The sequence below is a fragment of the Microbacterium aurantiacum genome (assembly GCF_021654035.1).
GTDB lineage: Bacteria > Actinomycetota > Actinomycetes > Actinomycetales > Microbacteriaceae > Microbacterium > Microbacterium aurantiacum.
Genome location: NZ_JAJPDW010000002.1, coordinates 266,188 through 291,398 on the forward strand (window position 1 = coordinate 266,188; position 25,211 = coordinate 291,398).

At 72.4% G+C, this 25,211-nt stretch carries 26 protein-coding genes; 11 read left to right on the forward strand and 15 right to left on the reverse strand.

Going from position 1 to position 25,211, the window contains the following annotated elements; genetic code table 11:
- Positions 1 to 6: 6 nt before the first annotated feature.
- From LTL01_RS06735 to LTL01_RS06745, 3 genes are read right to left on the reverse strand one after another with little or no spacing between them, the layout of a single operon-like run.
- Positions 7 to 1,071, reverse strand: coding sequence for a threonine aldolase family protein (locus tag LTL01_RS06735; protein WP_236967925.1), 1,065 nt, complete (start codon positions 1,069 to 1,071; stop codon positions 7 to 9).
- A gap of 34 nt (positions 1,072 to 1,105) precedes the next feature.
- The gene (locus tag LTL01_RS06740; protein WP_236967926.1) at positions 1,106 to 1,816 is read right to left on the reverse strand and encodes an SDR family NAD(P)-dependent oxidoreductase; all 711 of its coding nucleotides are present in this window, start codon (positions 1,814 to 1,816) and stop codon (positions 1,106 to 1,108) included.
- Positions 1,813 to 3,225 (reverse strand): DUF6421 family protein, encoded by a 1,413-nt coding sequence (locus LTL01_RS06745; RefSeq protein ID WP_236967927.1) that lies wholly within the window; start codon positions 3,223 to 3,225, stop codon positions 1,813 to 1,815. Before LTL01_RS06745 ends, LTL01_RS06740 begins: the two co-directional genes overlap by 4 nt.
- A gap of 129 nt (positions 3,226 to 3,354) precedes the next feature.
- Between LTL01_RS06745 and LTL01_RS06750 the strand changes: the two genes are divergently transcribed.
- Positions 3,355 to 3,852 (forward strand): Lrp/AsnC family transcriptional regulator, encoded by a 498-nt coding sequence (locus tag LTL01_RS06750; RefSeq protein WP_082334512.1) that lies wholly within the window; start codon positions 3,355 to 3,357, stop codon positions 3,850 to 3,852.
- Between the two features lie 74 nt (positions 3,853 to 3,926).
- Positions 3,927 to 4,895: a diacylglycerol/lipid kinase family protein gene (locus tag LTL01_RS06755; protein WP_236967928.1), complete on the forward strand. Its 969-nt coding sequence runs from the start codon at positions 3,927 to 3,929 to the stop codon at positions 4,893 to 4,895.
- Positions 4,896 to 5,006: 111 nt separating this feature from the next.
- Here the strand turns inward: LTL01_RS06755 and LTL01_RS06760 are convergent, their stop codons facing one another.
- Positions 5,007 to 5,492 carry a hypothetical protein gene (locus LTL01_RS06760; RefSeq protein ID WP_236967929.1) on the reverse strand — a complete coding sequence of 162 codons (486 nt, stop codon included), beginning with the start codon at positions 5,490 to 5,492 and terminating at the stop codon, positions 5,007 to 5,009.
- 167 nt (positions 5,493 to 5,659) lie between these two features.
- Between LTL01_RS06760 and LTL01_RS06765 the strand changes: the two genes are divergently transcribed.
- Positions 5,660 to 6,868: a sensor histidine kinase gene (locus LTL01_RS06765; RefSeq protein WP_236967930.1), complete on the forward strand. Its 1,209-nt coding sequence runs from the start codon at positions 5,660 to 5,662 to the stop codon at positions 6,866 to 6,868.
- Entirely contained in the window at positions 6,865 to 7,473 is a 609-nt protein-coding gene (locus LTL01_RS06770) for a response regulator transcription factor (RefSeq protein WP_236967931.1), read from the forward strand. The genes LTL01_RS06765 and LTL01_RS06770 overlap by 4 nt, the downstream gene beginning before the upstream one ends.
- A 113-nt stretch (positions 7,474 to 7,586) precedes the next feature.
- Here the strand turns inward: LTL01_RS06770 and LTL01_RS06775 are convergent, their stop codons facing one another.
- The 7 genes from LTL01_RS06775 to LTL01_RS06805 are packed head-to-tail and all read right to left on the reverse strand — an operon-like array spanning position 7,587 to position 14,837.
- Positions 7,587 to 8,765, reverse strand: a complete 1,179-nt coding sequence (locus tag LTL01_RS06775) for an ABC transporter substrate-binding protein (protein ID WP_236967932.1) — start codon at positions 8,763 to 8,765, stop codon at positions 7,587 to 7,589.
- 52 nt (positions 8,766 to 8,817) lie between these two features.
- On the reverse strand, positions 8,818 to 9,687 hold the full coding sequence (locus tag LTL01_RS06780; RefSeq protein ID WP_236967933.1) for an ABC transporter permease: 870 nt from the start codon (positions 9,685 to 9,687) through the stop codon (positions 8,818 to 8,820).
- Positions 9,684 to 10,520, reverse strand: a complete 837-nt coding sequence (locus tag LTL01_RS06785; protein WP_236967934.1) for an ABC transporter ATP-binding protein — start codon at positions 10,518 to 10,520, stop codon at positions 9,684 to 9,686. The genes LTL01_RS06780 and LTL01_RS06785 overlap by 4 nt, the downstream gene beginning before the upstream one ends.
- The gene (locus tag LTL01_RS06790) at positions 10,517 to 11,497 is read right to left on the reverse strand and encodes an ABC transporter permease (RefSeq protein ID WP_236967935.1); all 981 of its coding nucleotides are present in this window, start codon (positions 11,495 to 11,497) and stop codon (positions 10,517 to 10,519) included. Before LTL01_RS06790 ends, LTL01_RS06785 begins: the two co-directional genes overlap by 4 nt.
- Positions 11,494 to 12,510 (reverse strand): TIGR03842 family LLM class F420-dependent oxidoreductase, encoded by a 1,017-nt coding sequence (locus LTL01_RS06795; RefSeq protein WP_236967936.1) that lies wholly within the window; start codon positions 12,508 to 12,510, stop codon positions 11,494 to 11,496. The genes LTL01_RS06790 and LTL01_RS06795 overlap by 4 nt, the downstream gene beginning before the upstream one ends.
- Positions 12,511 to 12,520: 10 nt before the next feature.
- Complete coding sequence (gene hydA / locus LTL01_RS06800; protein ID WP_236967937.1) at positions 12,521 to 13,957, reverse strand: dihydropyrimidinase; 1,437 nt, start codon at positions 13,955 to 13,957, stop codon at positions 12,521 to 12,523.
- Between the two features lie 31 nt (positions 13,958 to 13,988).
- Positions 13,989 to 14,837 (reverse strand): nitrilase-related carbon-nitrogen hydrolase, encoded by an 849-nt coding sequence (locus LTL01_RS06805; protein ID WP_236967938.1) that lies wholly within the window; start codon positions 14,835 to 14,837, stop codon positions 13,989 to 13,991.
- Positions 14,838 to 15,104: 267 nt separating this feature from the next.
- On the opposite strand from LTL01_RS06805, the gene LTL01_RS06810 reads away from it, so the two are divergent.
- From LTL01_RS06810 to LTL01_RS06825, 4 genes are all read left to right on the forward strand, one after another.
- Entirely contained in the window at positions 15,105 to 16,388 is a 1,284-nt protein-coding gene (locus LTL01_RS06810; RefSeq protein ID WP_236967939.1) for a sensor histidine kinase, read from the forward strand.
- On the forward strand, positions 16,385 to 17,041 hold the full coding sequence (locus LTL01_RS06815) for a response regulator (RefSeq protein ID WP_053546404.1): 657 nt from the start codon (positions 16,385 to 16,387) through the stop codon (positions 17,039 to 17,041). The genes LTL01_RS06810 and LTL01_RS06815 overlap by 4 nt, the downstream gene beginning before the upstream one ends.
- Positions 17,042 to 17,144: 103 nt before the next feature.
- Positions 17,145 to 17,963 carry an ABC transporter ATP-binding protein gene (locus LTL01_RS06820; protein WP_236967940.1) on the forward strand — a complete coding sequence of 273 codons (819 nt, stop codon included), beginning with the start codon at positions 17,145 to 17,147 and terminating at the stop codon, positions 17,961 to 17,963.
- Positions 17,960 to 19,471 (forward strand): ABC transporter permease, encoded by a 1,512-nt coding sequence (locus LTL01_RS06825; RefSeq protein WP_236967941.1) that lies wholly within the window; start codon positions 17,960 to 17,962, stop codon positions 19,469 to 19,471. Before LTL01_RS06820 ends, LTL01_RS06825 begins: the two co-directional genes overlap by 4 nt.
- Before the next feature lie 75 nt (positions 19,472 to 19,546).
- Here LTL01_RS06825 and LTL01_RS06830 read toward each other — a convergent pair whose 3' ends face one another.
- Positions 19,547 to 20,077 carry a hypothetical protein gene (locus tag LTL01_RS06830; protein ID WP_236967942.1) on the reverse strand — a complete coding sequence of 177 codons (531 nt, stop codon included), beginning with the start codon at positions 20,075 to 20,077 and terminating at the stop codon, positions 19,547 to 19,549.
- A gap of 69 nt (positions 20,078 to 20,146) precedes the next feature.
- Between LTL01_RS06830 and LTL01_RS06835 the strand changes: the two genes are divergently transcribed.
- The gene (locus LTL01_RS06835; RefSeq protein WP_236967943.1) at positions 20,147 to 20,788 is read left to right on the forward strand and encodes a 2-phosphosulfolactate phosphatase; all 642 of its coding nucleotides are present in this window, start codon (positions 20,147 to 20,149) and stop codon (positions 20,786 to 20,788) included.
- On the opposite strand, the gene LTL01_RS06840 is transcribed toward LTL01_RS06835, so the two are convergent.
- The 3 genes from LTL01_RS06840 to LTL01_RS06850 form a co-directional block, all read right to left on the reverse strand.
- On the reverse strand, positions 20,775 to 21,263 hold the full coding sequence (locus tag LTL01_RS06840) for a SprT-like domain-containing protein (protein ID WP_236967944.1): 489 nt from the start codon (positions 21,261 to 21,263) through the stop codon (positions 20,775 to 20,777). The two genes, LTL01_RS06835 and LTL01_RS06840, sit on opposite strands and share 14 nt — an antisense overlap.
- Before the next feature lie 34 nt (positions 21,264 to 21,297).
- Positions 21,298 to 21,837, reverse strand: a complete 540-nt coding sequence (locus tag LTL01_RS06845) for a hypothetical protein (RefSeq protein ID WP_053546399.1) — start codon at positions 21,835 to 21,837, stop codon at positions 21,298 to 21,300.
- Between the two features lie 76 nt (positions 21,838 to 21,913).
- The gene (locus LTL01_RS06850; protein ID WP_053546398.1) at positions 21,914 to 22,774 is read right to left on the reverse strand and encodes a spermidine synthase; all 861 of its coding nucleotides are present in this window, start codon (positions 22,772 to 22,774) and stop codon (positions 21,914 to 21,916) included.
- 52 nt (positions 22,775 to 22,826) lie between these two features.
- Here LTL01_RS06850 and LTL01_RS06855 point away from each other — a divergent pair, with 52 nt between their 5' ends.
- Entirely contained in the window at positions 22,827 to 23,582 is a 756-nt protein-coding gene (locus LTL01_RS06855) for a LamB/YcsF family protein (protein WP_236967945.1), read from the forward strand.
- Positions 23,579 to 25,168 (forward strand): 5-oxoprolinase subunit B/C family protein, encoded by a 1,590-nt coding sequence (locus LTL01_RS06860; protein ID WP_236967946.1) that lies wholly within the window; start codon positions 23,579 to 23,581, stop codon positions 25,166 to 25,168. Before LTL01_RS06855 ends, LTL01_RS06860 begins: the two co-directional genes overlap by 4 nt.
- Positions 25,169 to 25,211 lie beyond the last annotated feature (43 nt).

A 25,211-nucleotide genomic window follows, 5' to 3' on the forward strand; every position in this document is an offset into this window, starting at 1 on the left:
GGTCGCTCAGGCCGTCTCGCGCGCGATCGCCGCGATGAAGGCGTCGATGTCGGCCTCGGTGGTGTCGAAGCTGCACATCCAGCGGACCTCGTTCTTCTTCGCATCCCAGTCGTAGAAGCGGAAGGACTCGCGCAGGCGGTCGGCCACGCCGTCGGGAAGCGTCGCGAACACGCCGTTGGCCTGCGTCGCCTGGGTGAAGCCGACGCCGCGGATGGATCCGTCGGCTATGCCCGCTTCGACGCCGGCGCGGAGGCGCGCGGCCATCGCGTTGGCGTGCCGGGCGTTGCGGAGGTACAGGTCGTCGCTGAGGAGCGCGACGAGCTGCGCCGAGACGAAGCGCATCTTCGACGCGAGCTGCATGTTGAGCTTCCGCAGGTAGATGAGGCCGTCGGAGGCTGCGGGGTCCATCACGACGATGGCCTCGCCGAGCATCGCGCCGTTCTTGGTTCCACCGAAACTCAGCACGTCGACACCGGCGTCGCGGGTGAAGGCGCGCAGCGGCAGGTCGAGGGCGGCGGCGGCGTTCGAGATGCGGGCGCCGTCCATGTGCAGGCGCATGCCGCGAGCGTGGGCGTGGTCGGCGATCGCGCGGACCTCGTCGGCGGTGTACACGGTGCCGAGCTCGGTCGACTGCGTGATCGACACGACGAGCGGCTGCGCGCGGTGCTCGTCGCCCCAGCCCCACGCCTCGCGGTCGATGAGCTCGGGGGTGAGCTTGCCATCTTCGGTCGGGACGGTGAGGAGCTTCAGGCCACCGACCTTCTCGGGCGCCCCGCCCTCGTCGACGTTGATGTGGGCCGTTCCCGCCGCGATCACCGCACCCCAGCGGGGGAGCATCGACTGGAGGCCCGTGACGTTCGCGCCCGTGCCGTTGAACACCGGGAAGGCCTCGACGCCGTCGCCGAAGTGCGACGCGAAGACCTCCTGCAGGCGGGCGGTGTACGCGTCCTCGCCGTAGGCGACCTGGTGGCCCTCGTTGGCCGCGGCGATCGCGGCGAGGATCTCCGGGTGGATGCCGGAATAGTTGTCAGAGGCGAAGCCGCGGACGGCGCGGTCGTGCAGGGTGCTCACTTCGTCCAATCTAGTCGGGGTCGTCGGCGCGGGATCAGCCGAGGGTGATCGGCGCGGCGAGGTCGTCGGGTGACGCGTCCCACAGTCCGACGACGGCGCGGGCGAGGTCGTCCTCGAGTCCGTCGAGGCTCTTCACGCGGAAGATGACGGATGCCGCCCGCGGCGCCTCGCCGGCATCCCGCGCGGCCTTGGCGTAGCCCTGGCCGACCGCGCGGGTCCAGGTCTCCGCCGCCGCCTTGAGGGCGACGTAGTTCGCCGATCCGGCGAGGGGACGCTCGACGGAGGTGCTCGAGACGATCGCCAGGCGCCCGGCCGCGGAGGCTTTCAGGTCGTCGTCGACGGCCCGCGATACGTGGCGGAGGCTCGTGAGCGCCGGCTCCAGCGCGCGGTAGTCCTCCTCGGTCTGACCGGCGAGTCCGCCTCCGCCGCGCCATCCTCCGACGAGGTGGACGACGCCGTCGACGGGCCCGCCCGTGGCGTGGACGCGTGCGACGAGGTCGGCGACCGCGGATTCGTCGGTGAGGGCGCACACCTCGGCCGAGATCGCGCACCCGGTTGCGGCGCGGACGTCGTCGACGAGCGCGGCCAGGCGTGCCGCATCCCGCCCGACGGCGATCACCTCGGCGCCCGCGGCGGCGAGCTCACGCGCGCAGGCGAGGCCCGAGGCGCTCGTGGCGCCGGCGATCACGACGCGGCGCCCGCGGACGGCGCGAGCTGCCGCTTCGGTCTCTCCGGCCTCGCTCACGCGGGGGTCCGCCCGGTGATCCCCGTGGTGGAGGCGATGACCGGGCGCATCTTCTTCTCCAGGGCCTCGAAGAACATCGACAGGGGGAATTCGTCCGGCAGGACCGCGTCGGTGTAGCCCTTGGGGGCGCCGGCGAGGATCTCGTCGCTCAGCCCGCGCGCCCACACCGAGGCCGGGTGCGGGGTGACGACGCGGCGGACGAGGTCGTAGGCGGCGAGCCAGTGGGCGACCTTCGGGCGGTCGATCGAGCGCCAGTAGAGCTCGTCGATCGCGTCGCTGAGGGCGATGACCGCCGCCGGTACGTCGTCCCAGTCGAAGGCGAGCGCGGTGTCGGTCCAGTGCAGGACGCCGCGCTGGTGCAGCCACGCGAAGAGCAGCTGTCCGCCGAGGCCGTCGTAGTTGCGCACGCGCGAGCCGGTGATGGCGAAGCGGAAGATGCGGTCGAAGATCACCGCGTACTGCACGAGGACCGCATGCTGGAGGGTCTCCGCCTCGGTCGCGTCCAGCGTCTCGCCGGCCTCGACGCGGGCGCGCAGACGTGCGGCGATCCCGACGCACTCGCGGAACGCCGTCAGGTCGCAGCGCAGCTCCTCGAGGGAGTACAGGAAGAACGGCATCCGCTGCTTGATCATGAACGGATCGAAGGGGAGGTCTCCGCGCATGTGGGTGCGGTCGTGGATGATGTCCCACATCACGAAGGTCTTCTCGGTGAGCTCCTGGTCGTCGAGCATGGCCGCGGCGTCGGCGGGCAGCTCGAGCTTGGTGATCTCGGCGGCGGCGCGGACGACGCGGCGGTAGCGCGCGGCCTCGCGGTCCTGGAAGATCGCGCCCCACGTGAAGGTGGGGATCTCCCGCATCGCGACGGTCTCGGGGAAGAGCACCGCGGAGTTGGTGTCGTACCCGGGGGTGAAGTCGATGAAGCGCAGCGAGACGAAGAGGGCGTTGCCGTAGTCGCCCGCCTCGAGCTGCGCGATGAACTCCGGCCAGATGGCCTCGACGAGTACCGCCTCGACATGACGGTCGCTCGAGCCGTTCTGGGTGTACATCGGGAAGATCACCAAGTGACGGATGCCGTCGACGCGGTGCTGCTGTGGCTGGAACGCCACGAGGGAGTCGAAGAAGTCCGGGACACCGAACCCCTCCTCCCGCCAGCGGGCGAAGTCTGCGGCCGAGGCGCGGAGGTAGGCGTCATCGTGGGGGAAGGAGGGGCGGAGCTCGTCGAGCGCCGCAATGATCGCGTCGACGTGGGCGGTGGCGGCGGGGTGGTGCGCGGCATCCGGGATCGAACCGTCCGACGCCTGCAGGGGCTGCAGGGCGGTCGCCGCCGCCTTGAGGCTCAGCCAGGCCGGGGAGTCCTCGACACCCGCGGCGGAGTGCGTGGTGGTGGCCTGTGCGGTGGTGAGGGGCATGGGGCCTCCGATCGACATGGGCGGGGACGGATCTCGTCGCCGCACCATGCTACGGGAAGAATTCCGGTCGAATCAAACAAGCGCAGGATAATTGTCGGCGCCGGCGGAAGTGGCTGATACCGTCGCCGCATGACTGATCAGCGGGTCGACCCCCCTGCCACGGAGCGCTCCTCGGCCCGCCTCGAGGACGACACCGATGCCGCGATCGTCGCCGAGGTCACCCGGGACGGGCGCGCGACGCTCGCCCACATCTCCGCGGCGGTGGGGCTGTCGGTCTCGGCCGTGCAGTCGCGTCTGCGCCGGCTGGAGGCCCGCGGGGTCATCACCGGCTATCGCGCGGTGGTCGACGCCGAGGCGGTCGGCAAGCCGCTGGCGGCGTTCATCGAGATCACCCCGCTCGATCCCGGACAGCCCGACAACGCACCGGAGCTGCTCGAGCATCTGCGCGAGATCGAGGCGTGCCATTCGATCGCCGGCGACGCCAGCTACATCCTGCTCGTCCGAGTCGCGACGCCGCGGCACCTCGAGGAGCTCATCCGCGAGATCCGCCAGACCGCGTCGGTGAACACCCGGACGACCGTCGTGCTGCAGACCTTCTTCGAGCACCGGCCGGTTCTGCCCGCCTGACGGGCCGCGTGCGGGTTGTGCCGCCCGCGCGCAACCCCCCGGCTCGCGGCATCCGTGGAGAGTAGCCTCGACCGATGACGGACGCACAGGCCGACGGGCGCACTCCGCACATCGGACCGGACGGCGCGGGCCTTCTGGTGCTCCGCAATCGTCGCGCGGGCGCCTCGACGCTGCGGGCGGACCGGGGCGCGCGGCTCCTGCGCGAGCTCCCCGCGGCGCGCGTCCGCGAACTCGAGCCGGACGAGGACATGGCGGATGTCGTCGCCGAGGCGGTCGCGGGCGATGACCCGCCCCGCATGCTCGGGGTGCTCGGCGGTGACGGCTCGGTCTCGGCCATGGCCCACATCGCCCGCACGGTGGATCTGCCGTTGTGGGTGGTGCCGGGCGGGACCTTCAACCACTTCTCGCGCGCGCTCGAGATCGACGGTCCCGATGCGGCGATCGCCGCGCTCCGGGGCGGTCGGGTCCGCGCGATCGACGTCCTCGAGGTGCGCGTCGACGACGGCGAGCCGCAGACGGTGCTCAATGCGGCGTCGCTCGGCCTGTACGCGGGGCTCATCGACGAGCGCGAGCGGCGGCAGTCCCTCGGCAAGTGGCTCGGCGCGTTGGTGGCGGCATCCGACGAGATCACCGAGGCCCAGCCCACCGAGATCGTGGTGGACGGTCGCCGCGCGCGCGTCTGGTCGGTCTTCATCGGTGTGGGTCTGCACGCGTCCGACCAGGTCGCGGCGTTGCAGCGTTCCGCGGCGGATGCCGGCACCCTCGACATCCGTATCCATCACGCCCGCGGTGGGCGCCTGCGGGCGCTGGCGTCGTTGGCCTTCGGGCGGCGGACGCGGGCGGTGCTGCACGCGGTGCGCGTCTTCCCGCCCGCGCGCGACGTCGAGCGGCGGCTCGTGGACGCGCTCGAGCTGCGCGTCCGCCCGGTCGATGCGGACCAGGCCGCCTGGGTGCACGACGGCGAGCTCGAGAAGGCCCCGGAGTCCGGGTTCACCCTCCACCTCCGCCGCGTCCCCGCCGCCCTGTCGGTCGTGACATCCTGACCCCCCGTCCCCCATTGACCGCGAGACTGCATCTCCCCGTCGAGACTGCGTGCGCGGCGTGCAGTCTCGACCGGAGGATGCAGTCTCACGGCCAGGGGTGGGGGTTCGGGGTCAGCGGGTGAGCTGGACGCCGAGGGTGGCGAGGACGCCGAAGGCGATGCCCCACAGGATGATCGAGACGATCTGCCAGAAGACGACGGTGTTGCGGTTCGCGCCGAACGACACCATCGCCGCCGACGTGATCTGGCTCGGCAGGATCGTCTGCCCCAGCAGGCTCACCCCGGCCACGCCGTAGCGGTCGAACGCGCGGCGCAGCTTCACGCGCCGCGGCGACTCCTCGGGCGCGGCATCCGCTCCACCCCGTCCGGCGATCACCTTCGTGCGCACCCCGTGCGCCGAGAAGACGAACGCGAGCATCGAGGCGACGTTTCCGACGACCGCGACGCCGATCGCGACCGGCGTCGGCAGGCCGATGAGCACCCCGATGACCGACCCGAAGTACGACTCCACGAACGGGATCGCCGAGACGAGCATCACCCCGAGCCAGGAGATGTACTCGGGGAACGAGGCGGCGAAGTCCTGCAGGGCGGCGATCATGGGGGAGTCCTCTGGCTGTCGGGAACGGGTGGTCTGCGGCGCCGTGAGCGCCTCGATGACCATCCTTCGCGAACGGATGCCGCGGCGGCAGTGCGCCGGGATCACCGCCGTCCGGGTGTTCCCGCATGTCCGACCGTGACAGATGTCACTGGTCTACCCTCGGGGACGTGACCGTCGACCATCACCGGAACGTGCGCACGACGTGGCTCTACACCCTGGGCTCGATCGTGGCGTTCGTGGGCTTCTTCAGCGGGTTCATCGCGCTGATGATGCTCGCGGCCCTCGCCGTGGCGCCCACGGCCGCGCTGTCCGTGGCGATCGTGCTGCAGCTGGTGGCGGGCGTCGTGCAGATCCGCTTCTGCTGGTACCTGCGCGGCGGACGCGGGGCGGGGATGCCGGGCCTCGGCCCCACGCTGGCGCTCTTCCTCCCCGCGGCGGCGGTGTGGGTGCTGACCCTTTTCGCTCCGGGCGTCGCGCTCGTGGGAGCCGCCTCCCTCTGGGTGGCGCTGTGCCTGGCGGCCTGCCTCGTCGGCCGCCGACGCCGGTGGGAGCTCATCGCGCTCGGCGCGATCCTCCTGGTCGGACACACGGTCCTCGCCGAGCGCATCACCCCACCCGTGCCCGGGGAATCCCTCGTCGAGGCCGGCACCGCATGGGCGACGGTGATCTACGCCGCGTTCGTCCCGTTCATGCTGCTGACGAGCGTGTGGTTCTGGGAGGTGGTGCTCGAGCTCGACCGGCACCGCCGGACGGCCGCGGCGCTCGCAATCACGCGCGAGCGCCTGCGGTTCGCCTCCGACCTGCACGACATCCAGGGCCACCACCTGCAGGTCATCTCGCTGAAGGCCGAGCTCGCCGAGCGCCTCCTCCCGGTCGACGTGGAGGCGGCGCGCGCGCAGCTCCGCGACGTCCGCACGATCGCCCACGAAGCGCTCGCCGAGACCCGCTCGCTGGTCGCCGGCTACCGGCAGGTGTCGCTCGACGACGAGCTGTACAACGCCCGCGAGGTGCTCGGGGCCTCCGGTGCGCGGTGCACGCTGCGCGTGGAGGCCCTCCCCGACGACGACGCGACGCGCAGCGCGCTGGCGCTGACGGTCCGCGAGGCGACGACCAACATCCTGCGCCACAGCGAGGCCACCGAGGTCGAGATCACGGTCGTCGCCGCGGTCGGCGGATGGACGCTCACGATCGCGAACGACGCGGCCGCGCCCGCGGCGACCGATTCCGTCGACGCGGGCAGCGGCATCGCCGGCCTTCGCGAGCGCATGGTCGCGCTCGGCGGGAGCCTGGATGCCGCGCACGAGGGGGACCGGTTCGTGCTGCGCGCGATGGTGCCCGCGGTCGCGCGGCCGTCGACGAGCGGGGTGCGCGCGTGAGCGGCATCCGTCTCCTCGTCGCCGACGACGAGCACCTGATCCGGGGCGCACTCGTGGCCCTGCTGCAGCTGGAGCCCGACATCGAGGTGGTCGCGACGGCGGAGAACGGCATCCGTGCCGTCGAGGAGGCGCAGGAGCATCGGCCGGATGTGTGCCTGCTGGATCTCGAGATGCCCGAGGCCGATGGCCTGGAGGCGGCCGCGAAGATCCTCGCCAGCGTGCCGTCGCGGGTCGTCATCGTCACCCGGCACGCCCGCCCCGGCGTCCTGCGACGGGCCCTGGCGAGCAAGGTGTCGGGGTTCGTGCCGAAGTCGACGCCGGCGGAGCAGCTCGCGGACGTCATCCGCACCGTCGCCGCCGGGCGCCGCTACATCGATCCCGAGATCGCCGCGGTGGCGCTGACGGCCGAGCGGAGTCCGCTCACCGATCGTGAGCTCGACGTCCTCCGCCACAGCCGCTCAGCCCACAGCGTGCAGCAGATCGCCGATCGCCTGCACCTCGCGCCCGGCACGGTGCGCAACTACCTCTCCGCGGCGATGATGAAGCTCGACGCCTCCACCCGCCACGAGGCCGCCGACCGCGCCTGGGAGCAGGGCTGGATCTAGCCCCCCGCCCCCATTTGCCCGCGAGACTGCATCCTCCCGTCGAAACAGCGCGCGCGGCGTGCAGTCTCGACCGGAGGATGCAGTCTCGCGGTCAGGGAAAGGGGGAGGGGGGGCTACTGGCCGCCCTCGGTGAGGGTCACCTCGATCGGGGTGTAGGTGCCGGCGACCTCGACGCCCTCGTCCTGGAGCTCGGCGAGCGCCTGCTCGATGTACTCGTTCGAGAAGGCGGATGCCGGGGGCTCGGCCGTGATGAGGTTCAGGCCGTCCTGGTTGACCGCCACGAGGGCTCCGGCGACGGTCTGATCCCATGCGGCCTGGTCGATGACACCGAACTCGCCCCCGGTCCAGATGAGCTTGTTCACCTCGTTCATCTGCCACAGCTGGTGGGTCGGACCGACGGGGAAGGCCGCCTCGGCGTTGATCGCCGCGTCGTACGTGATCTGCGCGGCCTCCTCGGGATTGTCGCGGGCGAAGACCCAGCCCTTGACGACGGCCTTGAGGAAGCGCACCGCCGCGTCGGCGTACGCGGGGTCGCTCTCGAGGCGCGCGGTGTCGGCCCAGATCGCGTCCTGCAGCATGGCGCCGGCGGTGTCCTGGTACGACACGACGTCGAAGTCCTCCGGCTGGTACAGCTCGCCGGTGTCGGGGTTCACGACCTCGAGGATCTGCGCCCACTCGTTGTAGGTCATCGCCTGCGCGGCATCCACATCGCGGTCGAGCAGCGCGTTCATGCTGAAGTCCTGCGTGACGATCGACACGGTGGAGGCGTCGAGCCCCTCCTCGGCCATCGCCGCGAAGATCTCCCACTCGTTCCCGAAGCCCCACGATCCGATGCGCTTGCCCTCGAAGTCGGCGACCGACTCGATGCCGCTGTCGGCCCACGACACCTGCAGGGTTCCGGAGTCCTGGAAGACCTGGGCGATGTCGGTCAGTTCGGCGCCGCTGGCCTCGAGGCTTCCGAGCACCTTCGGCACCCACGCGATGGCGAAGTCGACCTCGCCCGCGAGGAGCGCGTCCTGCGGCACGATGTCGCCGCCCGAGGGGAGGATCTCGACGTCGGTGAAGCCCTCGTCCTCGAAATATCCCTGGTCGAGGGCGACGTAATAGCCGGCGAACTGCGCCTGCGGCAGCCACTGCAGCTGGAGCGACACCGAGGTCAGCATCTCGGTGTCGCCGGAGCCGCCGTCGGCGGGTGGGCCGGAGTCGGACGATCCCGCGCAGGCGGAGAGGGCGAGCGCGCTGACCGTGACGACGGATGCCGCGGTGAGCGTGCGACGGGTGCGGTGTCTCATGCTGTTCCTTTCTCGGGTGGTGCAGGGGTGGTGCGGATCTCGGGCGGCGCTGTCAGCCCGGCGACCGCCGCGTCGCCCAGCGCTCGAGGAGCGAGGTGACGAGGTAGAAGGCGAGCCCGATGAGCATCCCGCCGACGACGAACGCCCACGCGAGAGCGGCGCGTCCGGACTTGGCGTAGGTGGCGATCGCGGTGCCGATGCCGTCCGCGGGCCCGCCGAAGTACTCCGCGACGAGCGCGGCGATCACGGCGAGCGAACTCGCGATCCGCAGGCCCGTCATGAGGTACGGAAGGGCCGTGGGGAGGGTCAGGAACCGGAAGGTCTGGGCGCGTGAGGCCGCCGAGGCGCGGAGGAGGTCGCGGTGCACCGGTCGGGTCTGCCGGAATCCGCGCAACACCGTGACGAACACGGGGATGAAGGCCGCGATCATCGCCACCGCCTGCCGCCCGAACTGGCTCGACGCGCCGTACATCGTGTTGAGGATCGGGGTGATCGCCACGATCGGGATCACGGCGAGGGCCGAGACGAGCGGTGCCAGCATCCCGTCGATGGGGCGGATCGTGGCCGCGAGCGCCGCCAGGATGATCGCGAGGAGCGACCCCGCGACGAGCCCGACGAGGGCGTTGGTGGCGGTGACGGCCATGTCCTCGGCGATGATGTTCCACCGCAGCACGAACTCCGCCGCGATCGCGATCGGACTCGGCAACATGCGGGGCGCGGTTCCGAGCACGTCGACCCAGAAGATCCACGCCGCGAGGATCACCAGCCCCACCCCGACGGGCGCGACGACCTTCCCCCATCCCGGCAGGTCCCGCCCGGCGCGGGGCGACGTGCGGCGCGGCGCGCTCCCCGCGTCGAGCCCCGACACGACGTCGGATGCCGGAGCGGATGCCGGAGCGGATGCGGATGCCGGTGCGGTCATCGCTCGTTCGCCCTCTCCACCGGGGCGCCGTGGAGGGCCTCGCGGACGGCCGTGACCCGCGCGAAGTACTCCGGGGATTCGCGCAGGGCCTCGGCGCGGTCCTCGCCGAGGTCGGTGACGATGACATCGGTGATCCGGCCGGGGCGCGGGCTCATCACCACGACGCGGTCCGAGAGGAACACCGCCTCCGGGATCGAGTGGGTAACGAACACCACCGCCGCTCCGGTCTCCACCGCGATGCGGGCGAGCTCGGACTGCAGGTACTCGCGGGTCATCTCGTCGAGGGCGCCGAACGGCTCGTCCATCAGCAGCAGCTTCGGGCGCGACGCGAGGGCGCGGGCGATCGCGACCCTCTGCTGCATCCCGCCGGAGAGCTGGTCGGGGTAGCGGTCGACGAAGTCGGTGAGGCCGACCAGTTCCGCCAGCTCCGCCACCCGGTCGGCGCGGGCGGCCTTGCCGGTGCCGTGGAGCTCGAGCGGCAGCGCAATGTTCGCCGCGACCGTCCGCCACGGGAGCAGCCCCGCCTGCTGGAACGCGATGCCGTAGTCCTGGTCGATCCGGGCCCGGCCGGCGGGCTTGCCGAAGATCCGCAGGTCGCCGCTCGTGGCCTGGTCGAGGTCGGCGATGAGGCGCAGGAGCGTCGACTTGCCGCATCCGGACGGTCCGATCAGCGAGACGAACTCGCCCGCCGCGACCTCGAGGTCGACGCCGGTGAGGGCCACGACCTCGCCGGTCTTGGTGGGGAAGACCTTGCCGACGTCGGTCGCGCGCACGGCGGCGTCGACGGATGCCGGGGCGAGGCCGGCGGCGGCGGGGGTGTGCGCAGTCGTCATGCCGCGGCTTCTCCTCTGCGGTAGGTGGCGAGGGCCAGTCCGATCAGCGCGACCGAGCCGGCGGCGATGAGTCCGAGGGCGATCGCGCCGAAGGTCGGGCCCCAGGGGGCCGCGGGATCGCTGGATGCTTGACCGGCGAGCTGGATCAGCATCCGTCCGATGCCGCCGCGCATGCCGATGGAGACCTCCGCGACGACCGCGCCGAGCACCGCGTTGGCGGCGGCGAGACGCAGCGCCGGCAGCAGGTACGGCACCGACGCCGGAAGCCGCAGGCGCAGGAGCGTCGGCCAGTAGCCGGCGGCGTAGGTCCGCATGAGGTCGAGGTGGATGCGGTCGGGCGATCCGAGTCCCTTGAGGACGCCGATCGCGACGGGGAAGAACGCCAGATACGAGGCGATGATCGCCACCGAGAGCCACTGCGGCCACGGCGTCCCGCCCCGGTCGATCTGGATGCCGATGGCGTTGACGACCGGCGCGAAGGCGATGAGCGGCACGATCTGGCTGATCACGATCCAGGGGAGGAGCCCCCATTCGACCAGTCGCCAGCGCTGCATGAGCAGCCCGAGGAGCGCACCGACGGTGACTCCGATCAGCCAGCCGACGGCGGCGATGCCGAGCGTCACGAGCGCCGCGCTCATCACCGACACCACGAGCGGTGGCGTGTCGCCGCCGCTCGTGGGCTGGAAGAGGCGCGCGACCATGTCCCACACGTGCGGCATCGCGCGGTCGTGGGTCCGCGGAAGGATCAGCAGCCCCGACCCCGCCTCCCCCTCGATGGCACCGATCGTCACGCCCTCCGCGGGGCCGAGGAACTTGTACCCCTCCCAGATGAGGAGCACCACCAGGATGCCGAGGGCGCCCCATCCGGCGGCGACCCACCCTCGCAGCTCGCGCTCGCGGCGGGCACTCCCGCGCACCCCGCGCACCCCGCGGCGCACGCCCCCGCGCGCCGGGGTGCTCGCAGGGGCCGTCGTCACGACTTCGCCGTCAGGTGGGACTGGAGGGCGGGGATCACGGTCTCGCCGTACACGCGCATCGTCTCCTCCTTGTTGTCGTGCTGGAGGTAGCCGGCGAACTGCGTGACCCCGATCGCGCGGAGTGCCTCGAGCTTGGCGATGTGCTCGTCCGCGGTTCCGAGGATGCAGAAGCGCTCGACGATCTCGTCGGGGACGAAGTCGACGTGGTCGTTGTCGGCCTTCCCGTGGGTGTTGTAGTCGTACCCCTGGCGGCCGGCGATGTAGTCGGTCAGCGCATCCGGGACGGCCCCGTGGTGTCCGTACTTCGCCACGATGTCGGCGACGTGGTTGCCGACCATCCCGCCGAACCAGCGGCACTGGTCGCGCATGTGCTCCCGGTCCTCGCCGATGTACATCGGGGCGGCGACGCAGAACGCGATCGTGTCCGGATCGCGCCCGACGTTCGCCGCGGCATCCCGCACGGTCTTGATCATCCACGAGGCGATGTCGAGGTCGGCCAGCTGCAGGATGAACCCGTCGCCGACCTCCCCGGTGAGCTTCAGCGCGAGCGGACCGTACGCGGCGACCCACACGTCGAGCGCGGATCCCCGGCTCCACGGGAACCGGATCGTCGCGCCGTTGTACTCGACGGGGCGGGAGTTGCCGAGTTCGCGGATCACGTGGATCGACTCCCGCAGCTCCCTCATCGTGACCGGCTTGCCGTTGGTCACGCGGACGGCCGAGTCGCCCCGCCCGATGCCGCAGATCGTGCGGTTGCCGTACATCTCGTTGAGCGTGGCGAAGACGGATGCCGTGACCGTCCAATCGCGCGTGGCGGGGTTCGTGACGAACGGCCCCACCGTCACCCGGTTCGTCTCGGCGAGGATCGCCGAGTGGATGACGTACGGCTCCTGCCACAGGAGGTGCGAATCGAACGTCCACACGTGGCTGAATCCGTGCGCCTCGGCGAGCTTCGCCAGCTGCACGGTGCGGGCGGCGGGCGGGTTGGTCTGGAGGACGACTCCGAAGTCCATGCGGGATCCCTTACGTGAGGTACTGCGTGAGTCCGCGCTTGATGAACCGGCCGTCGCCCTTGGCGCCGAGGTAGGCGCCGTCGTCGACGATCACCTTTCCGCGGGAGATCACGGTGTCGACGTGCCCGTCGATCTCGTACCCCTCCCACGCCGAGTGGTCCATGTTCATGTGGTGGGTGGCGTTGATCCCGATGGAGGTGTGGCCGTTCGGGTCGTAGACGACGATGTCGGCATCCGCTCCCGGCTGGATCACGCCCTTGCGGCCGTACATGCCGAACATGCGCGCCGGAGTGGTGGAGGTGAGCTCGACCCAGCGTTCGAGCGTGAGGCGGCCGGTGACGACGCCCTGGTACATGAGGTTCATGCGGTGCTCGACCGAGCCGATGCCGTTGGGGATCTTGCGGAAGTCGCCGAGGCCGAGCTCCTTCTGATCCTTCATGCAGAACGGGCAGTGGTCGGTGGAGACCATCTGCAGGTCGTTGGTGCGCAGGGCCTGCCACATGTGGTCTTGGTGGCCCTCGGCGCGGGAGCGCAGCGGCGTCGAGCACACCCACTTCGCCCCCTCGAATGCGCCCCACTCGTCGCTCTGCGCGCCCAGCTGCTCCTCGAGCGAGAGGTAGAGGTACTGCGGACACGTCTCGCCGAAGACGTTCTGGCCGCGGTCGCGCGCCCACGCCAGCTGCTCGACGGCCTGTTTCGCGCTCACGTGGACGACGTACAGCGGTGCGCCGGTCACGTCGGCGAGCATGATCGCGCGGTGGGTGGCCTCCTCCTCCATCTGCCAGGCGCGGGCGATGCCGTGGTAGTACGGGTCGGTCTTGCCCTGGGCGACCAGCTGCGCGGCGAGGACGTCGATGGCGGGGCCGTTCTCGGCGTGCATCATCGTGAGCAGGCCCGTCTCGCGGCTCACCTGCATCGCCCGGAGCACCTGCGCGTCGTCGGAGTAGAAGACGCCGGGGTAGGCCATGAAGAGCTTGAAGCTCGAGATGCCCTCGTCGACGAGTCTCGGCATCGCGGCGAGCGAGGCGTCGTCGACACCGCCGATGATCTGGTGGAAGCCGTAGTCGATCGCGCAGTTGCCGGCGGCGAGCTCGTGCCAGCGCTCGAGGCCCTCGAAGACGTCCCCGCCGTAGGTTTGAACGGCGAAGTCGACGATCGTCGTCGTCCCTCCCCACGCCGCCGCCCGCGTCCCGGTCTCGAACGTGTCGCTGGCGGAGGTGCCGCCGAACGGCAGCTGCATGTGGGTGTGGGCGTCGATCCCTCCGGGGATGACGTACTTGCCCGTCGCGTCGATCACGCGGTCGACGGATGCCGCGACATCCGTTCCGAGGAGGGCGGAGCCGGGCTGGAGCACGGCGACGATCGTCTCGCCGTCGACGAGGACGTCGGCGAGCCCGCGCCCGGTGGCCGAGACGACGGTGCCGCCGGTGATGAGTGTCGTGGTCATGGCATATCTCCGGTGATCGAGCCTGTCGAGATCACGGCTTCGCGATCCGGGTGTAGGAGTCGGGGCGGCGATCCCGGTAGAACTGCCAGTCGTCGCGCATCTGCAGGACCATGTCCATGTCGAGGTCGCGGACGAGGATCTCGGTCTCGGTGCCCGACCCGCGCTCGCCGACGAAGTTGCCGCGCGGGTCGATGACCTGGCTCGTGCCGTAGAAGTCCACGGCGAGGTCGCCGTACTCGTTGTCCTCGCGTCCGACGCGGTTCGGCTGGAGCACGAAGTAGCCGTTGGCGACGGCCGCGGCCGGCCCCTCGACCTCCCACAGGCGGTTGGACAGGCCGGGTTTGGTGGCGTTGGGGTTGAACACCATATGCGCGTCTGCGAGGCCGAGCTCGCGCCATCCCTCGGGGAAGTGGCGGTCGTAGCAGATGTACATCCCGACGCGTCCGACGGCGGTGTCGAAGACGGGATAACCGAGGTTGCCGGGCCGGAAGTAGAACTTCTCCCAGAACCGATCGAGGTGGGGGAGGTGGTGCTTGCGGTACTTCCCGAGCACCGTGCCGTCGGCATCCACCAGGACGGCGGTGTTGTAGTAGACGCCCGTCTCGGCCTCCTCGTAGATGGGGAGGACCATCACGGTGCCGAGCTCCTTCGCGAGGGCGGCGAAGCGCTGGACGATCGGGCCGTCGGCCTGTTCGGCGTAGCGGTAGTACTTCTTGTCCTGCGTGATCCCGAAGTACGGGCCGTAGAACAGCTCCTGGAAGCACACGACCTGGGCGCCCTGCGCGGCCGCATCGCGGGCGAAGCCCTCGTGCCGGTCGAGCATGGAGGCCTTGTCGCCCGTCCAGGTGGTCTGGGTGATGGCTGCACGTACCGTCGTCATCGTCTCTCCGTCCGCGGTGCCCGAAACCTGATCCTGACGCGAACACGTTTCCCGTCGGTTTCGGCCTGTGTCGTGACAGTAAAGCCTCCCGGGACGCCTCGGCAATGGTTTCCGCGTGCGCCCCCGTCCCATTGGCCGCGAGACTGCATCCTCCGGTCGAGACTGCATGCGGCGCGCGCTGTCTCGACGGGAAGATGCGGTCTCGCGGTCAGGGGATACATCGGGAGACGGATGCCGGGGAGCGGGGGACGGCATAGCGTGGGGCGGGTGTTCCGTGTGCTGCCCGTCCGATCCGTCGTGATCGACATCGTCATCGCGGTGGGCTTCCTCGCGATCGCGCTGCCCGTCGAGGTGCAGATCGTGCCGTGGGCGGGGCTCGAACATCGCGTCGGCACCACACTCGCCGCCGTCCCGGGGATCGCTGTCGCGTTCGTGTTCGCCGGCGCCCTCGCGTTCCGGCGCCTCGCCCCGGGGCTCGCGCTCGGCGCCGCATGGGCGGGGGCGGTGCTGCAGATGGGCTTCGGGCGGCCACCGAGCTTCTCGGATGCCGCGGTGTTCGCCGTCCTCTACACCGCCGCCGCTCACGGGACGCGTCAGGTCTTCTGGACAGGGCTCGGCTCCGCGATCGCCGGAGCCGGCATCGGCACCGTGTACCTCTTCGTCGGTCCGCTCTCGGGCGGCGCCGCGGTGTCGTGGGAGACCCTCCCCTTCGCCGCGATCGTGCTGGTCGCCGCGGTCTTCGCCCTCGGGCTGTCGTGGACGATCGGCGCCCTCGTCCGCACCTCCCGTCGCGCCCGCGAGACGCGGCAGGAGCGCGAGGTCGCCCGCGCCGAGACCGCCGCCGAGGCCGAGCGCGTGCGGATCGCCCGCGACATGCACGACGTCGTCGCGCACTCGCTCGCCGTCGTGATCGCCCAGGCCGACGGCGCGCGGTACGCCACGGCCGCCGACCCCGCCGCCGCGCCCGCGGCGTTGGCGACGATCTCGGCGACCGCCCGCGACGCGCTCGCCGACGTGCGGCTGCTGCTCACCCAGCTCCGCCACTCCCAGTCCGAGGGACCGCAGCCGACTCTCGCCGACCTCGAAGGGCTGTACGGGCAGGTGCGGGAGGCCGGCGTCGACCTGCGGGTGGACGTCGACCCGATGCCGATCGGCGACCCGCCCGCCGGTGTCCAGCTGGCCGTCTTCCGCATCGTCCAGGAGGCGCTGACGAACGCCCTCCGGCACGGGGACCACACCTCCCCTGTCGAGGTGGGGCTGCGCTGGCTGCCCGAGCGCGTCGAGGTCGAGATCGAGAACGTCGTCGCCCCCGCGGCATCCGCTCCCGCTCCCGCTCTGACGGATGCCGCGCCCGCCGGCGACCTCCCGCGCGGCCACGGACTCATCGGCATGCGCGAGCGCGCGCAGCTCGTCGGGGGAAAGGTGGATGCCGGAGCCGACGGGTCGGTCTTCCGTGTCCGCGCCGTCATCCCCGTGCCCCCGGCACCCGGAAGCCCCTCGTCCGCTCCCGGAGACCCCTCTCCGTCCCCCTTCTCCCCGGAAGAGTCATGACCGCACCCATCCGCGTCGTCCTCGTCGACGATCAGGCCCTCTTCCGCGCCGGCATCCGCATGCTCGTCGACTCCCAGCCCGACCTCGCGGTCGTCGGCGAAGCGTCCGACGGGGCGGAGGCGCTCACGGTCGTCCGTGCCACGCGGCCGGACGTCGTGCTCATGGACATCCGGATGCCGGTGATGGACGGGCTCGCCGCCACCGCCGAGCTCCTGCGCGACGACGCGCCGCCGCGGGTGGTGATGCTCACCACTTTCGACCTCGACGAAGCCGCCGCGCGCGCGATCCGCCAGGGCGCGAGCGGGTTCCTCCTGAAGGACGCCGATCCGGAGTTCCTCCTCGCCGCCGTCCGGACCGTCCACGCCGGATCCGCCGTCATCGCCGCGTCGGCGACGCGGGAGCTCTTCGCCCACGTCGCCACCGACGCCGCGCGCCCGGCGCCCGCCGTTCCCGAGACCTACCGGCAGCTCACCGAGCGCGAGCGGGAGATCTTCGCCCTCGCCGCCCGCGGGCTCTCGAACGCAGAGATCGCGGCGCGGGAGTTCCTGTCCGAGGCGACGGTGAAGACCCACATCAGCCGCATCCTGACCAAGCTCGGCCTCCGCGACCGCGTGCAGCTGGTGGTCTTCGCCTTCGACCACGCCCTGGTGTAGCCCCCGCCCGCGTCGCGCCGCCCGCGGAGATCATCCTTCCGACGTACGCGGATGCGACCCGAGACCGACGCGGCGGACGGATGCCGATTCGTAGCGTCGAAGCATGCGAACGACGATGAACGAGCTGGGCCTCGCTGCCCGCGTATACCGACTGACGAAGACCTACGGCGGCGGATCGGCCGAGGTCCGTGCCCTCGACGGGGTGGACGTGGCGATCCGCCGCGGGGAGTTCACCGCGATCATGGGGCCGTCGGGGTCGGGCAAGTCGACCCTGATGCACATCATGGCGGGCCTGGACGCACCGACCGGCGGCGAGGTGTGGCTCGGCGAGACCGAGATCACCGGACTCAGCGACCTCGAGCTGACGATCCTCCGTCGGCGGCGCGTCGGGTTCGTCTTCCAGTCCTTCAACCTCGTCCCCACCCTCACCGCGCTCGGGAACATCCTGTTGCCGTTCGACCTCGACGGGCGCGCGCCGAGCGCCCTCGAGCGTGGCCGCATCGACGACCTCGTCGACCGGCTCGGGCTGTCCTCGCGCCTCCACCACCGTCCGCACGAGCTCTCCGGCGGGCAGCAGCAGCGCGTGGCGATCGCGCGCGCCCTGGCCACCGGCCCCGACCTCGTCTTCGCCGACGAGCCGACCGGAAACCTCGACAGCCGCAGCGGCGAGGAGGTCCTCCGCCTCCTCGCCGACGCGAGCCGCGCGCACGGCCAGACGATCGCGATGGTCACCCACGACCCGGTGGCCGCGGCGCACGCCGACCGCGTGCTGTTCCTCGCCGACGGACACCTCGTGGCCGACAAGCCGCGCCAGACCGCCGAGCAGATCTCCGCCTACATGCTCGCCGCCGAGGCGGAGACGGAGCCCCGGACGGATGCCGCGCCCGCCGCATCCGTCGCCTCCGCCGGAGCGCTCCGGTGAGCGCCGGCATCCGGGAGAGCCGCGGCACCGGGGCGAGCATCCTCGTGGCGGCGATCTCCACCGCGTTCGGCGTGGTGCTCCTGAGCGCGACGGGGTATCTGGCGGCGGTGCTCAGCGCCGACCCCTATCTCGGCGAGAGCGACACGCTGGCCCTCGTCCTCGGCATCCTGTCGGCGCTCCTCCTCGGGGTGGCGCTGTACGTCGCGGCGATCGTGACGGCCAACACCTTCGCCACCGTGGTCGCGGGGCGCACGCGCCGCATCGCGCTCCTCCGCCTGATCGGGGCCTCGGCCCGCTCGCAGCGCTCGGAGATCGGTCGCCAGGGTCTGTCGGCGGGCCTCTGGGGCGCGCTGATCGGACTCGCCGCCGGCATCGGCATCGCGGCTCTCGGCATCATCGCGGCCGAGACGTTCCTCGGCGTGCCGTCGGTGGACTACCCGGTCGTGCAGCCGGTGCTCGTGCTCCCCGCGATCGCGGTGACGCTGACGACGTGGGCCGCGGCGTGGGCGGGTTCGCGCCGGGTGCTGACCGTCACCCCGCTCCAGGCGCTCGGCGGTGCGGTCGAGCAGCCCTACCGCGAGGCCCGAGGGAGCCGGGCCCGGACCGTCGGGGCGCTCGTCCTGCTCGGGTGCGGAGTCGTGCTCCTCGCCGGCGGCATCCTCGTCGGCTTCGTCACCCCGTTCGGGGTGGTCGTGGCCTTCTTCGGCGGTGTCCTGTCGTTCTCCGGGCTCGCCGGTGCGTCGACGCTGTTCATGCCGCCGCTGCTGCGCGCCGTCGGCCGTCTGTTCGGGCGCTCGGCGATGGCGAGGCTCGCGGCCGAGAACGCCCTCCGCCACCCCGAACGCTCCAGCCGCATGACCATCGGCGTCGTGATGGGGGTGGCGCTCGTGACGATGTTCGGTGTAGCGGGCGAGACGACCAAGAGCGTCATCGCCGCCTCGGGCGAGGGCGAAGCGCCCGCGGAGCTGACGACCCTCCTCGACACCTTCAGCGGCATCATGATGGGGCTCGTCGCGGTGGCCGCCGTCATCGCCGCCGTCGGGCTGGTGAACCTCCTGACCCTCGGGATCCTGCAGCGCAGACGCGAACTCGGACTCCTTCGCGCGCTCGGCGTGACCGACCGCCAGGTGCGGCGCCTCGTGCTGCTCGAGGCCGCGCACGTCACGGTGACGGCGACCGTCACGGGCCTCGTGCTCGGCATCCTCTACGGCTGGGTCGCCGCGCAGTCGCTGTTCGGGGCGATCCCGATGCCGCCGGCGTGGTCGACGCCCACCTTCGTGCTCCCCGCGGTCCCGTGGGGGCCGGTGGCGGTCATCGTGGTGGCGACGGCCGTCCTCACCCTCCTCGCCGCGGTCGCGCCGACCCGGCTCGCGACGAACGTCACGCCTGTCGAGGCGCTGCGCGAGGACGGGGGAGCGCCGGCATCGCGCGAGAAGCAGCGTCCGCGCGGCATCCGTCGCTACCGTCGCCGCGGTGCCCGCACCGCACTGAGCCCCGCGGGACGCTGAGCCCCGCGCGTTCGTGTGGCACTCGTGGCCGCGTCCCCCGTCGGGAGGCGGCCACGACCGCCACATGAACGCGCGTCAGCTCTCGCCGGATGCCTCGTCGCTCGCCCGATCGGATGCCGGGTCGTGGGCCCAGGTCGGGGCGAGGGCGCGGATCCGCGCGCCGCGCCACTGCCACACCGTCCACAGCATGGGCCACAGAGCGGGGGCCGCGGCCCCGCCGATCACGAGACGATCGCGCCAGAGGGCCTGATCGGGACGACCGGGCACCGGCGACACCGCCATCTGGTGATCCCACACGTCCAGCGCCGCGAGCGGCCCGGTCAGCGGGATGCCGCTGTCGCGGAAGATCCGCGCCCGGCCCGCGGGTTCGTCGACGACGCGCTCCGAGGCGTGGATCAGCTGCCGGCCGAGCGGGATCGCGCCGAGGGCGGTCAGCTGCACCGGGATGTCGTCGCCGGGCGAGAAGGTGGTCGGCAGACCCTCAGGGGCCATCGGCTCCATGTCGACCATGGGCCCGTACAGCTCCGACACCGCTCGGGGGGAATGCAGCGCCCGCCAGGCGGCATCCGGATCGCAGTCGATGGTGAACTTCAGCAGCACCCGCATGCGCTCAGTCTGTCATCCGGCGTCATCGGGAGGACCCGCTGGCGGCGAGGGGGATCGTAAGGTATCGGGGTGTCGTCATCGTTCGATCAGCATCGCTACCAGGTCCGCTTCGACTGGGGGGTCGCCGGGCTCTCACGGCTCGCCCCGGCCGACCTCGTCGTCGTCGTCGACGTCCTCGGCGCCGGCACCGCGGCCTCCGACGCGATCGAGGCCGGATCGCCCCTCGCCCACGCCGCGCTCGATCAGCGCTTCCCGGATGCCGCGGTCGTGGTGCGCGCCGCCGTCGACGCCGGCGCGGGGGTGCTGCTCGGGAGCCTCCGCACGGCGCGTGCGGTCGCCGAGGCCGTGGCCGCCGTGCAGCGGGCCCGCGGCGAGCGCACCAGTGTGTCGCTGATCGCGGTCGGTGAGGCGACGCCTGCGGGAGGCATCCGCTTCGCCGTCGAGGACGAACTCGGCGCCGGCGCGATCATCGACGCCCTCGCGGCCTTCGGCATCGACCACACCTCGCCCGAAGCAGCCGCCGCGTGCGCGGCCTTCCAGGGGCTGCGTCCGGCGGTCCGGCACCTCCTGACCGCCGCCGGATCGGGTCAGCAGCTCATCGCGGACGGCGCGCGCGACGACGCGATTGCCGCGGCGATGGTGGATGCCGCATCCGCCGCACCGCGCCTGATCGACGGAACCTTCTCCGCCGCCGCGATCAGCGGGGAGTGAGGGCCGCGTCGCGTGCCGCGCGGGTGATCTCCCGCCGCGTCCACGTGAACGCGTGTGCCGGATCGAAGCGCGGAGCGCACTTCGCGCAGGAGGTCGGCCGGCTCGCCCGGCGGTGACGGTACGCGACGTGGCCGGCGGGGCACACCCCGACCCAGGGGGCGAGCTCGACGGCGGTTTCGCCGTGGTGCGTCGTGCCCCCGACGTAGCCGAGATCGCGCGCCACCCTCTTCCACTGCGGACCGTGGCCCGCCTGCGGGCCGGCGAGGGCGTGCGCGACCTCGTGGAGGAGGGTCTGATGGTTCTCATCGTCGCTGTAGCGGGCGGCGAGGTAGCGCGAGACGCTGATGCGACGCGCGCGGTAGTCGCAGAGCCCGGCGCGGCGCTTGGCGTTGTCGAACCCGAACGTCCAGCTCTCATCGAGATGGAGGGCGATCAGAGCGTGCGCCCACCCGCGCACACGGTGCAGTTCCGACATGGGGGAAGGCTAGATCCGGCCTCGGACACCGGGCTCAGCTGGCGACGGAACCGGCGACCGCCCCGACCACCCGGCGCCGGTCGGCGGCGTCGATGGCGAGCAGCGTCGACTCCAGCTGGTCGTCAGGGACGCCGGACTCCTGGCGCAGGAACAGCGCGCTCTTGAAGTCGCGACGGGCGCTGTCGTAGTCGCCCTCGTCGTAGTGGACCTTGCCGCGGTGCTGGTAGGCGAAGGCGGCGATCGCCGACCAGCCCTGGCCTTCGGCTTCGTCGGCGCACGCGGTGAGCTCCTGCTCGGCGGCCGCGTACGCGCGGAGAGCCTGGAGCACGGTGGCGTGCAGGATCCGGGCGCGCAGCAGGTCCTTCCGGGTGCCGGCCATGCGGGCGACGCGGACCGACTGGTCCGAGATCGACAGGGCGTCCTCGGGTCGGCCGAGCACCTTCAGCAGCCATACGCGCTCGAGCAGCGCCGGAAGGCTCCGCTGCTCCCCGATCTCCTCGAGACGTTCGCTGCAGTGGCGCGGGTCGACGATCTCGCGGAGGGTGTCGGGGTCGTATCCCTGGATGTAGCTCACGATGCACTCCTCCCGTTCGATCGGCTCCCACCAGTGTGCAACGCCGGTCGTCGAACGCCGGTCGTGCCACGCCGGGTCACCGCTCGAAGAGCGACGACGACGGCTTGGGCGACGCCGTCGCCGAGGCGTCCGTGACGATGCGACCGGCCCGGGCGAACTCCGAGACCTCCGTCCCCTCGGCGATCTTCGCGGGGTGCGGTCCCGCCGCGAGCAGACGCGGAAGCCAGGCGGTCGGAAGCGGCCGAGCGGATGCCGCGACCACGAGGTTGCCGAAGCGCCGACCCTTCAGCACCTGCACCTCGGCGAGGACGATGACGTGGTCGAGCACGTGCGCGATCGTCGCCACCTGGCCGCGGGCGAATTCCAGACCCGCCCCGTCGGCGACGTTGACCAGCAGCACGCCGTCGGGGGCGAGGAGCTCCGCGGCCTCCCGGTAGAACTCCACCGTGGTGAGGTGGGCGGGGGTCTGCGCGCCGGAGTACACGTCGGAGACGACCAGATCGGCCTGCCCCCGCATGCTCGCGGGGAGGCGGGCGAGGCCCGCCCGGGCGTCGCCGATCCGCACGCGCACCGAGGCGCCGCGGGGGAGCGGCAGCTCCTCGCGCACGAGGTCCCAGAGCTCCGCCTCCAGCTCGATGACCTGCTGGCGCGAGCCCGGCCGGGTCGCCTCGACGTACCGCGGCAGGGTCAGCGCCCCCGCGCCCAGGTGCACCGCGGTGAGCGGCTGCCCCGGCATCCGGAGCTGGTCGATGACCGCCCCCATGCGGGCGACGTACTCGAAGTGCAGGTGCGTGGGGTCGTCGAGGTCGACGTGGGACTGCGGAGTGCCGTCGACGTCGAGCTCGAAGCCGCCGGCGTAGGCCGAGGGGATCACCCGGGCGAGAGTGCCGTCGCCGAGGCGCCGCGACGGCGTCGGCTGCTCCCGCGTGCGTCCCATGGGCTCCACGGTAGTCGGCACCGCCGACCGGTCGCGGGGATACCGTGGAGGCATGGCCGTCATCGACCTGAACGCCGACCTCGGCGAGACGATCGCGGGGGTGCCCACCGCCGACGACGAGGCGCTGTTCGCCGTCGTCTCCAGCGCCAGCGTCGCGTGCGGCGGGCACGCCGGCGACGCCGTATCGATGCGCGCCTCGGTCGAGCGCGCCACCCGGTTCGGGGTCGCCGTCGGCGCGCACCCGTCGTACGCCGATCCGGAGAACTTCGGCCGCGTGGCCCTCCGGGTCCCGACCGATGAACTCGAGCGCAGCATCGGGTCGCAGCTGGACGCGCTCCTCGCCGCCGGCGCCGACCTCCGCTACGTCAAGCCGCACGGCGCGCTCTACCACGCCGTGCGCGCCGACCCCGCGCAGGCGGGCGCCCTGGCCCGTGCCGTCGCGGAGCGCGCCGAGCGCATCGGGCGGGCGCTGCCGCTCCTCGGTCTGCCGGGCGCGGTGTCCGACGCCGCCGCCGCGCACGGCCTGCCGTTCCTCGCCGAGGCGTTCCTCGACCGCGCCTACCGCCCCGACGGCGCCCTCGTCGCACGCGGCGAACCCGGCGCCGTGCTGCACGATCCGGCCGAGGTCGCCGCGCGCGCCGTCCGGCTCGCGCAGGAGGGAACGGTGATCGCCGTCGACGGCGGCGTCCTCGAGACCGGCGCCGTGTCGCTGTGCCTCCACGGCGATTCGCCCGCCGCCCTCGCGATGGCGCGCGCCGTGCGGGCGGCCCTCGACGCGGCCGGGGTGAGCGTGCGGGCGCCGTGGTGAGCGGCGCGACCCCGTCCGAGGCCGCCGGAACGGATGCCGGCCTCCTCCTCGCCGCCCGTCCGATGGGCGAGGCCGCCGTGCTCCTCGACGTCGCACCCGGCGGCGTGGGGGAGCTCCTCGCGCGGCTCCAGGCGACGCCGCCGGACGGCGTGCTCGACCTCATTCCGGCGGCGCGGACGCTGCTCATCCACGTCGATCCGCGCGTCCTGCCGCTCGCTCACGCCGCGCGGTGGGCGCGCTCGGCCGCGGCATCCGTCATCCCTCCCGAGGAGGGAGGCGAGGCGCCGGCGGTCGACCTGGACGTCGTGTACGACGGCGAGGACCTCGCCGAGACGGCGCGGCTGCTCGGGCTGAGCACCGAGGCGCTCGTCGCCCGTCACCGCGATGCGCGATGGCGGGTCGCCTTCACCGGGTTCGCGCCCGGCTTCGGCTACCTCGAGAGCCCGGACTGGCCCTTCGACGTCCCGCGCCTGGACACCCCGCGCACCCGCGTGCCGGCCGGAGCGGTCGGCCTCGCGGCGGGCTTCACCGGCGCCTACCCGCGGGCGACGCCGGGCGGCTGGCGGCTGATCGCGCGGACCTCCGCCGCGCTGTTCGACCCGTTCGCGGATCCGCCCGCCCTTCTCGCGCCGGGGCGGCGGGTGCGCTTCCGCGAGGTCGAGGCCCTCCCCGTCGTGCGGACGGCGGGTACGCCGGTTCCGCGGGGCGCGGCGGCCCGCGCGGACATCCGCGTCACCCGCGCCGGCATCCTCTCCACGGTCCAGGATGCCGGGCGGCCCGGCCGCGCGAGCATCGGCGTCTCAGTGTCCGGAGCCGCAGATCGGGGTGCGCTGCGTCTGGCGAACCGTCTCGTCGGCAATCCCCCGGACGCGGCGGGCGTGGAGGTGACCCTCGGCGGCTTCCGCGCCGTCGCCGCGCGCGACGTCTGGGTGGCGGTCACCGGAGCCGGACGCGCGCTCTGGATCGACGGACACGCCTGCGATCCCGCCGCCGCGCACGCCTGGCCCGCGGGGACGACGCTCGAGATCGCGCCCCTCACCGCCGGGGTGCGGGCCTACCTCGCCGTCCGCGGCGGCATCGCGGTGCCGCCCGTCCTGGGCTCCTCCGCCACCGACACGCTCTCCGGCCTCGGGCCCGCCGCGCTCGCCGACGGCGACGTCCTGGCGCTCGACACCGAGCCGGAGTCGCCCATCCCGGTCGCCGAGGTGATGCCCTTCGACACCCGAGCCGGCGACGACCTCGTCGTCGAGGTCCACCCCGGACCCCGCGCGGACTGGTTCACCGCGGCGGCGCAGGAGGCCCTCTACGCGGATGTGTTCACCGTCACCGCCGACACCGACCGCGTCGGCATCCGCCTCATCGGACCCGACCTCGCGCGCGCCGTCCCCGGCGAGCTGCCGAGCGAGCCGATGGTCCCCGGCGCCCTGCAGGTCCCGCCCGGAGGCCGCGTGGTGGTGCTCGGGCGCGACGGACCGGTCACGGGCGGATATCCGGTCATCGCCGTGGCGACGGATGCCGGGCTCGACGCGCTGGGTCAGGCGCGCCCCGGGACCAGGGTGCGTTTCCGCCACGCGCGAGGGGGATGACCGCCGGCGCGCGCGGAGTTATACCGCAGCATCCGGTCCTTTT

What these genes read in the sequence shown, in the direction of transcription:
- LTL01_RS06780 (WP_236967933.1), bottom strand. Translation starts at nt 9,687, where the DNA reads ATGACCGCACCGGCATCCGCATCCGCTCCGGCATCCGCTCCGGCATCC.
- LTL01_RS06850 (WP_053546398.1), bottom strand. Translation starts at nt 22,774, where the DNA reads ATGGGACGCACGCGGGAGCAGCCGACGCCGTCGCGGCGCCTCGGCGAC.
- LTL01_RS06830 (WP_236967942.1), bottom strand. Translation starts at nt 20,077, where the DNA reads ATGCGGGTGCTGCTGAAGTTCACCATCGACTGCGATCCGGATGCCGCC.
- LTL01_RS06855 (WP_236967945.1), top strand. Translation starts at nt 22,827, where the DNA reads ATGGCCGTCATCGACCTGAACGCCGACCTCGGCGAGACGATCGCGGGG.
- hydA (WP_236967937.1), bottom strand. Translation starts at nt 13,957, where the DNA reads ATGACCACGACACTCATCACCGGCGGCACCGTCGTCTCGGCCACCGGG.
- LTL01_RS06795 (WP_236967936.1), bottom strand. Translation starts at nt 12,510, where the DNA reads ATGGACTTCGGAGTCGTCCTCCAGACCAACCCGCCCGCCGCCCGCACC.
- LTL01_RS06805 (WP_236967938.1), bottom strand. Translation starts at nt 14,837, where the DNA reads ATGACGACGGTACGTGCAGCCATCACCCAGACCACCTGGACGGGCGAC.
- LTL01_RS06820 (WP_236967940.1), top strand. Translation starts at nt 17,145, where the DNA reads ATGCGAACGACGATGAACGAGCTGGGCCTCGCTGCCCGCGTATACCGA.
- LTL01_RS06815 (WP_053546404.1), top strand. Translation starts at nt 16,385, where the DNA reads ATGACCGCACCCATCCGCGTCGTCCTCGTCGACGATCAGGCCCTCTTC.
- LTL01_RS06785 (WP_236967934.1), bottom strand. Translation starts at nt 10,520, where the DNA reads ATGACGACTGCGCACACCCCCGCCGCCGCCGGCCTCGCCCCGGCATCC.
- LTL01_RS06760 (WP_236967929.1), bottom strand. Translation starts at nt 5,492, where the DNA reads ATGATCGCCGCCCTGCAGGACTTCGCCGCCTCGTTCCCCGAGTACATC.
- LTL01_RS06755 (WP_236967928.1), top strand. Translation starts at nt 3,927, where the DNA reads ATGACGGACGCACAGGCCGACGGGCGCACTCCGCACATCGGACCGGAC.
- LTL01_RS06840 (WP_236967944.1), bottom strand. Translation starts at nt 21,263, where the DNA reads ATGTCGGAACTGCACCGTGTGCGCGGGTGGGCGCACGCTCTGATCGCC.
- LTL01_RS06750 (WP_082334512.1), top strand. Translation starts at nt 3,355, where the DNA reads ATGACTGATCAGCGGGTCGACCCCCCTGCCACGGAGCGCTCCTCGGCC.
- LTL01_RS06775 (WP_236967932.1), bottom strand. Translation starts at nt 8,765, where the DNA reads ATGAGACACCGCACCCGTCGCACGCTCACCGCGGCATCCGTCGTCACG.
- LTL01_RS06745 (WP_236967927.1), bottom strand. Translation starts at nt 3,225, where the DNA reads ATGCCCCTCACCACCGCACAGGCCACCACCACGCACTCCGCCGCGGGT.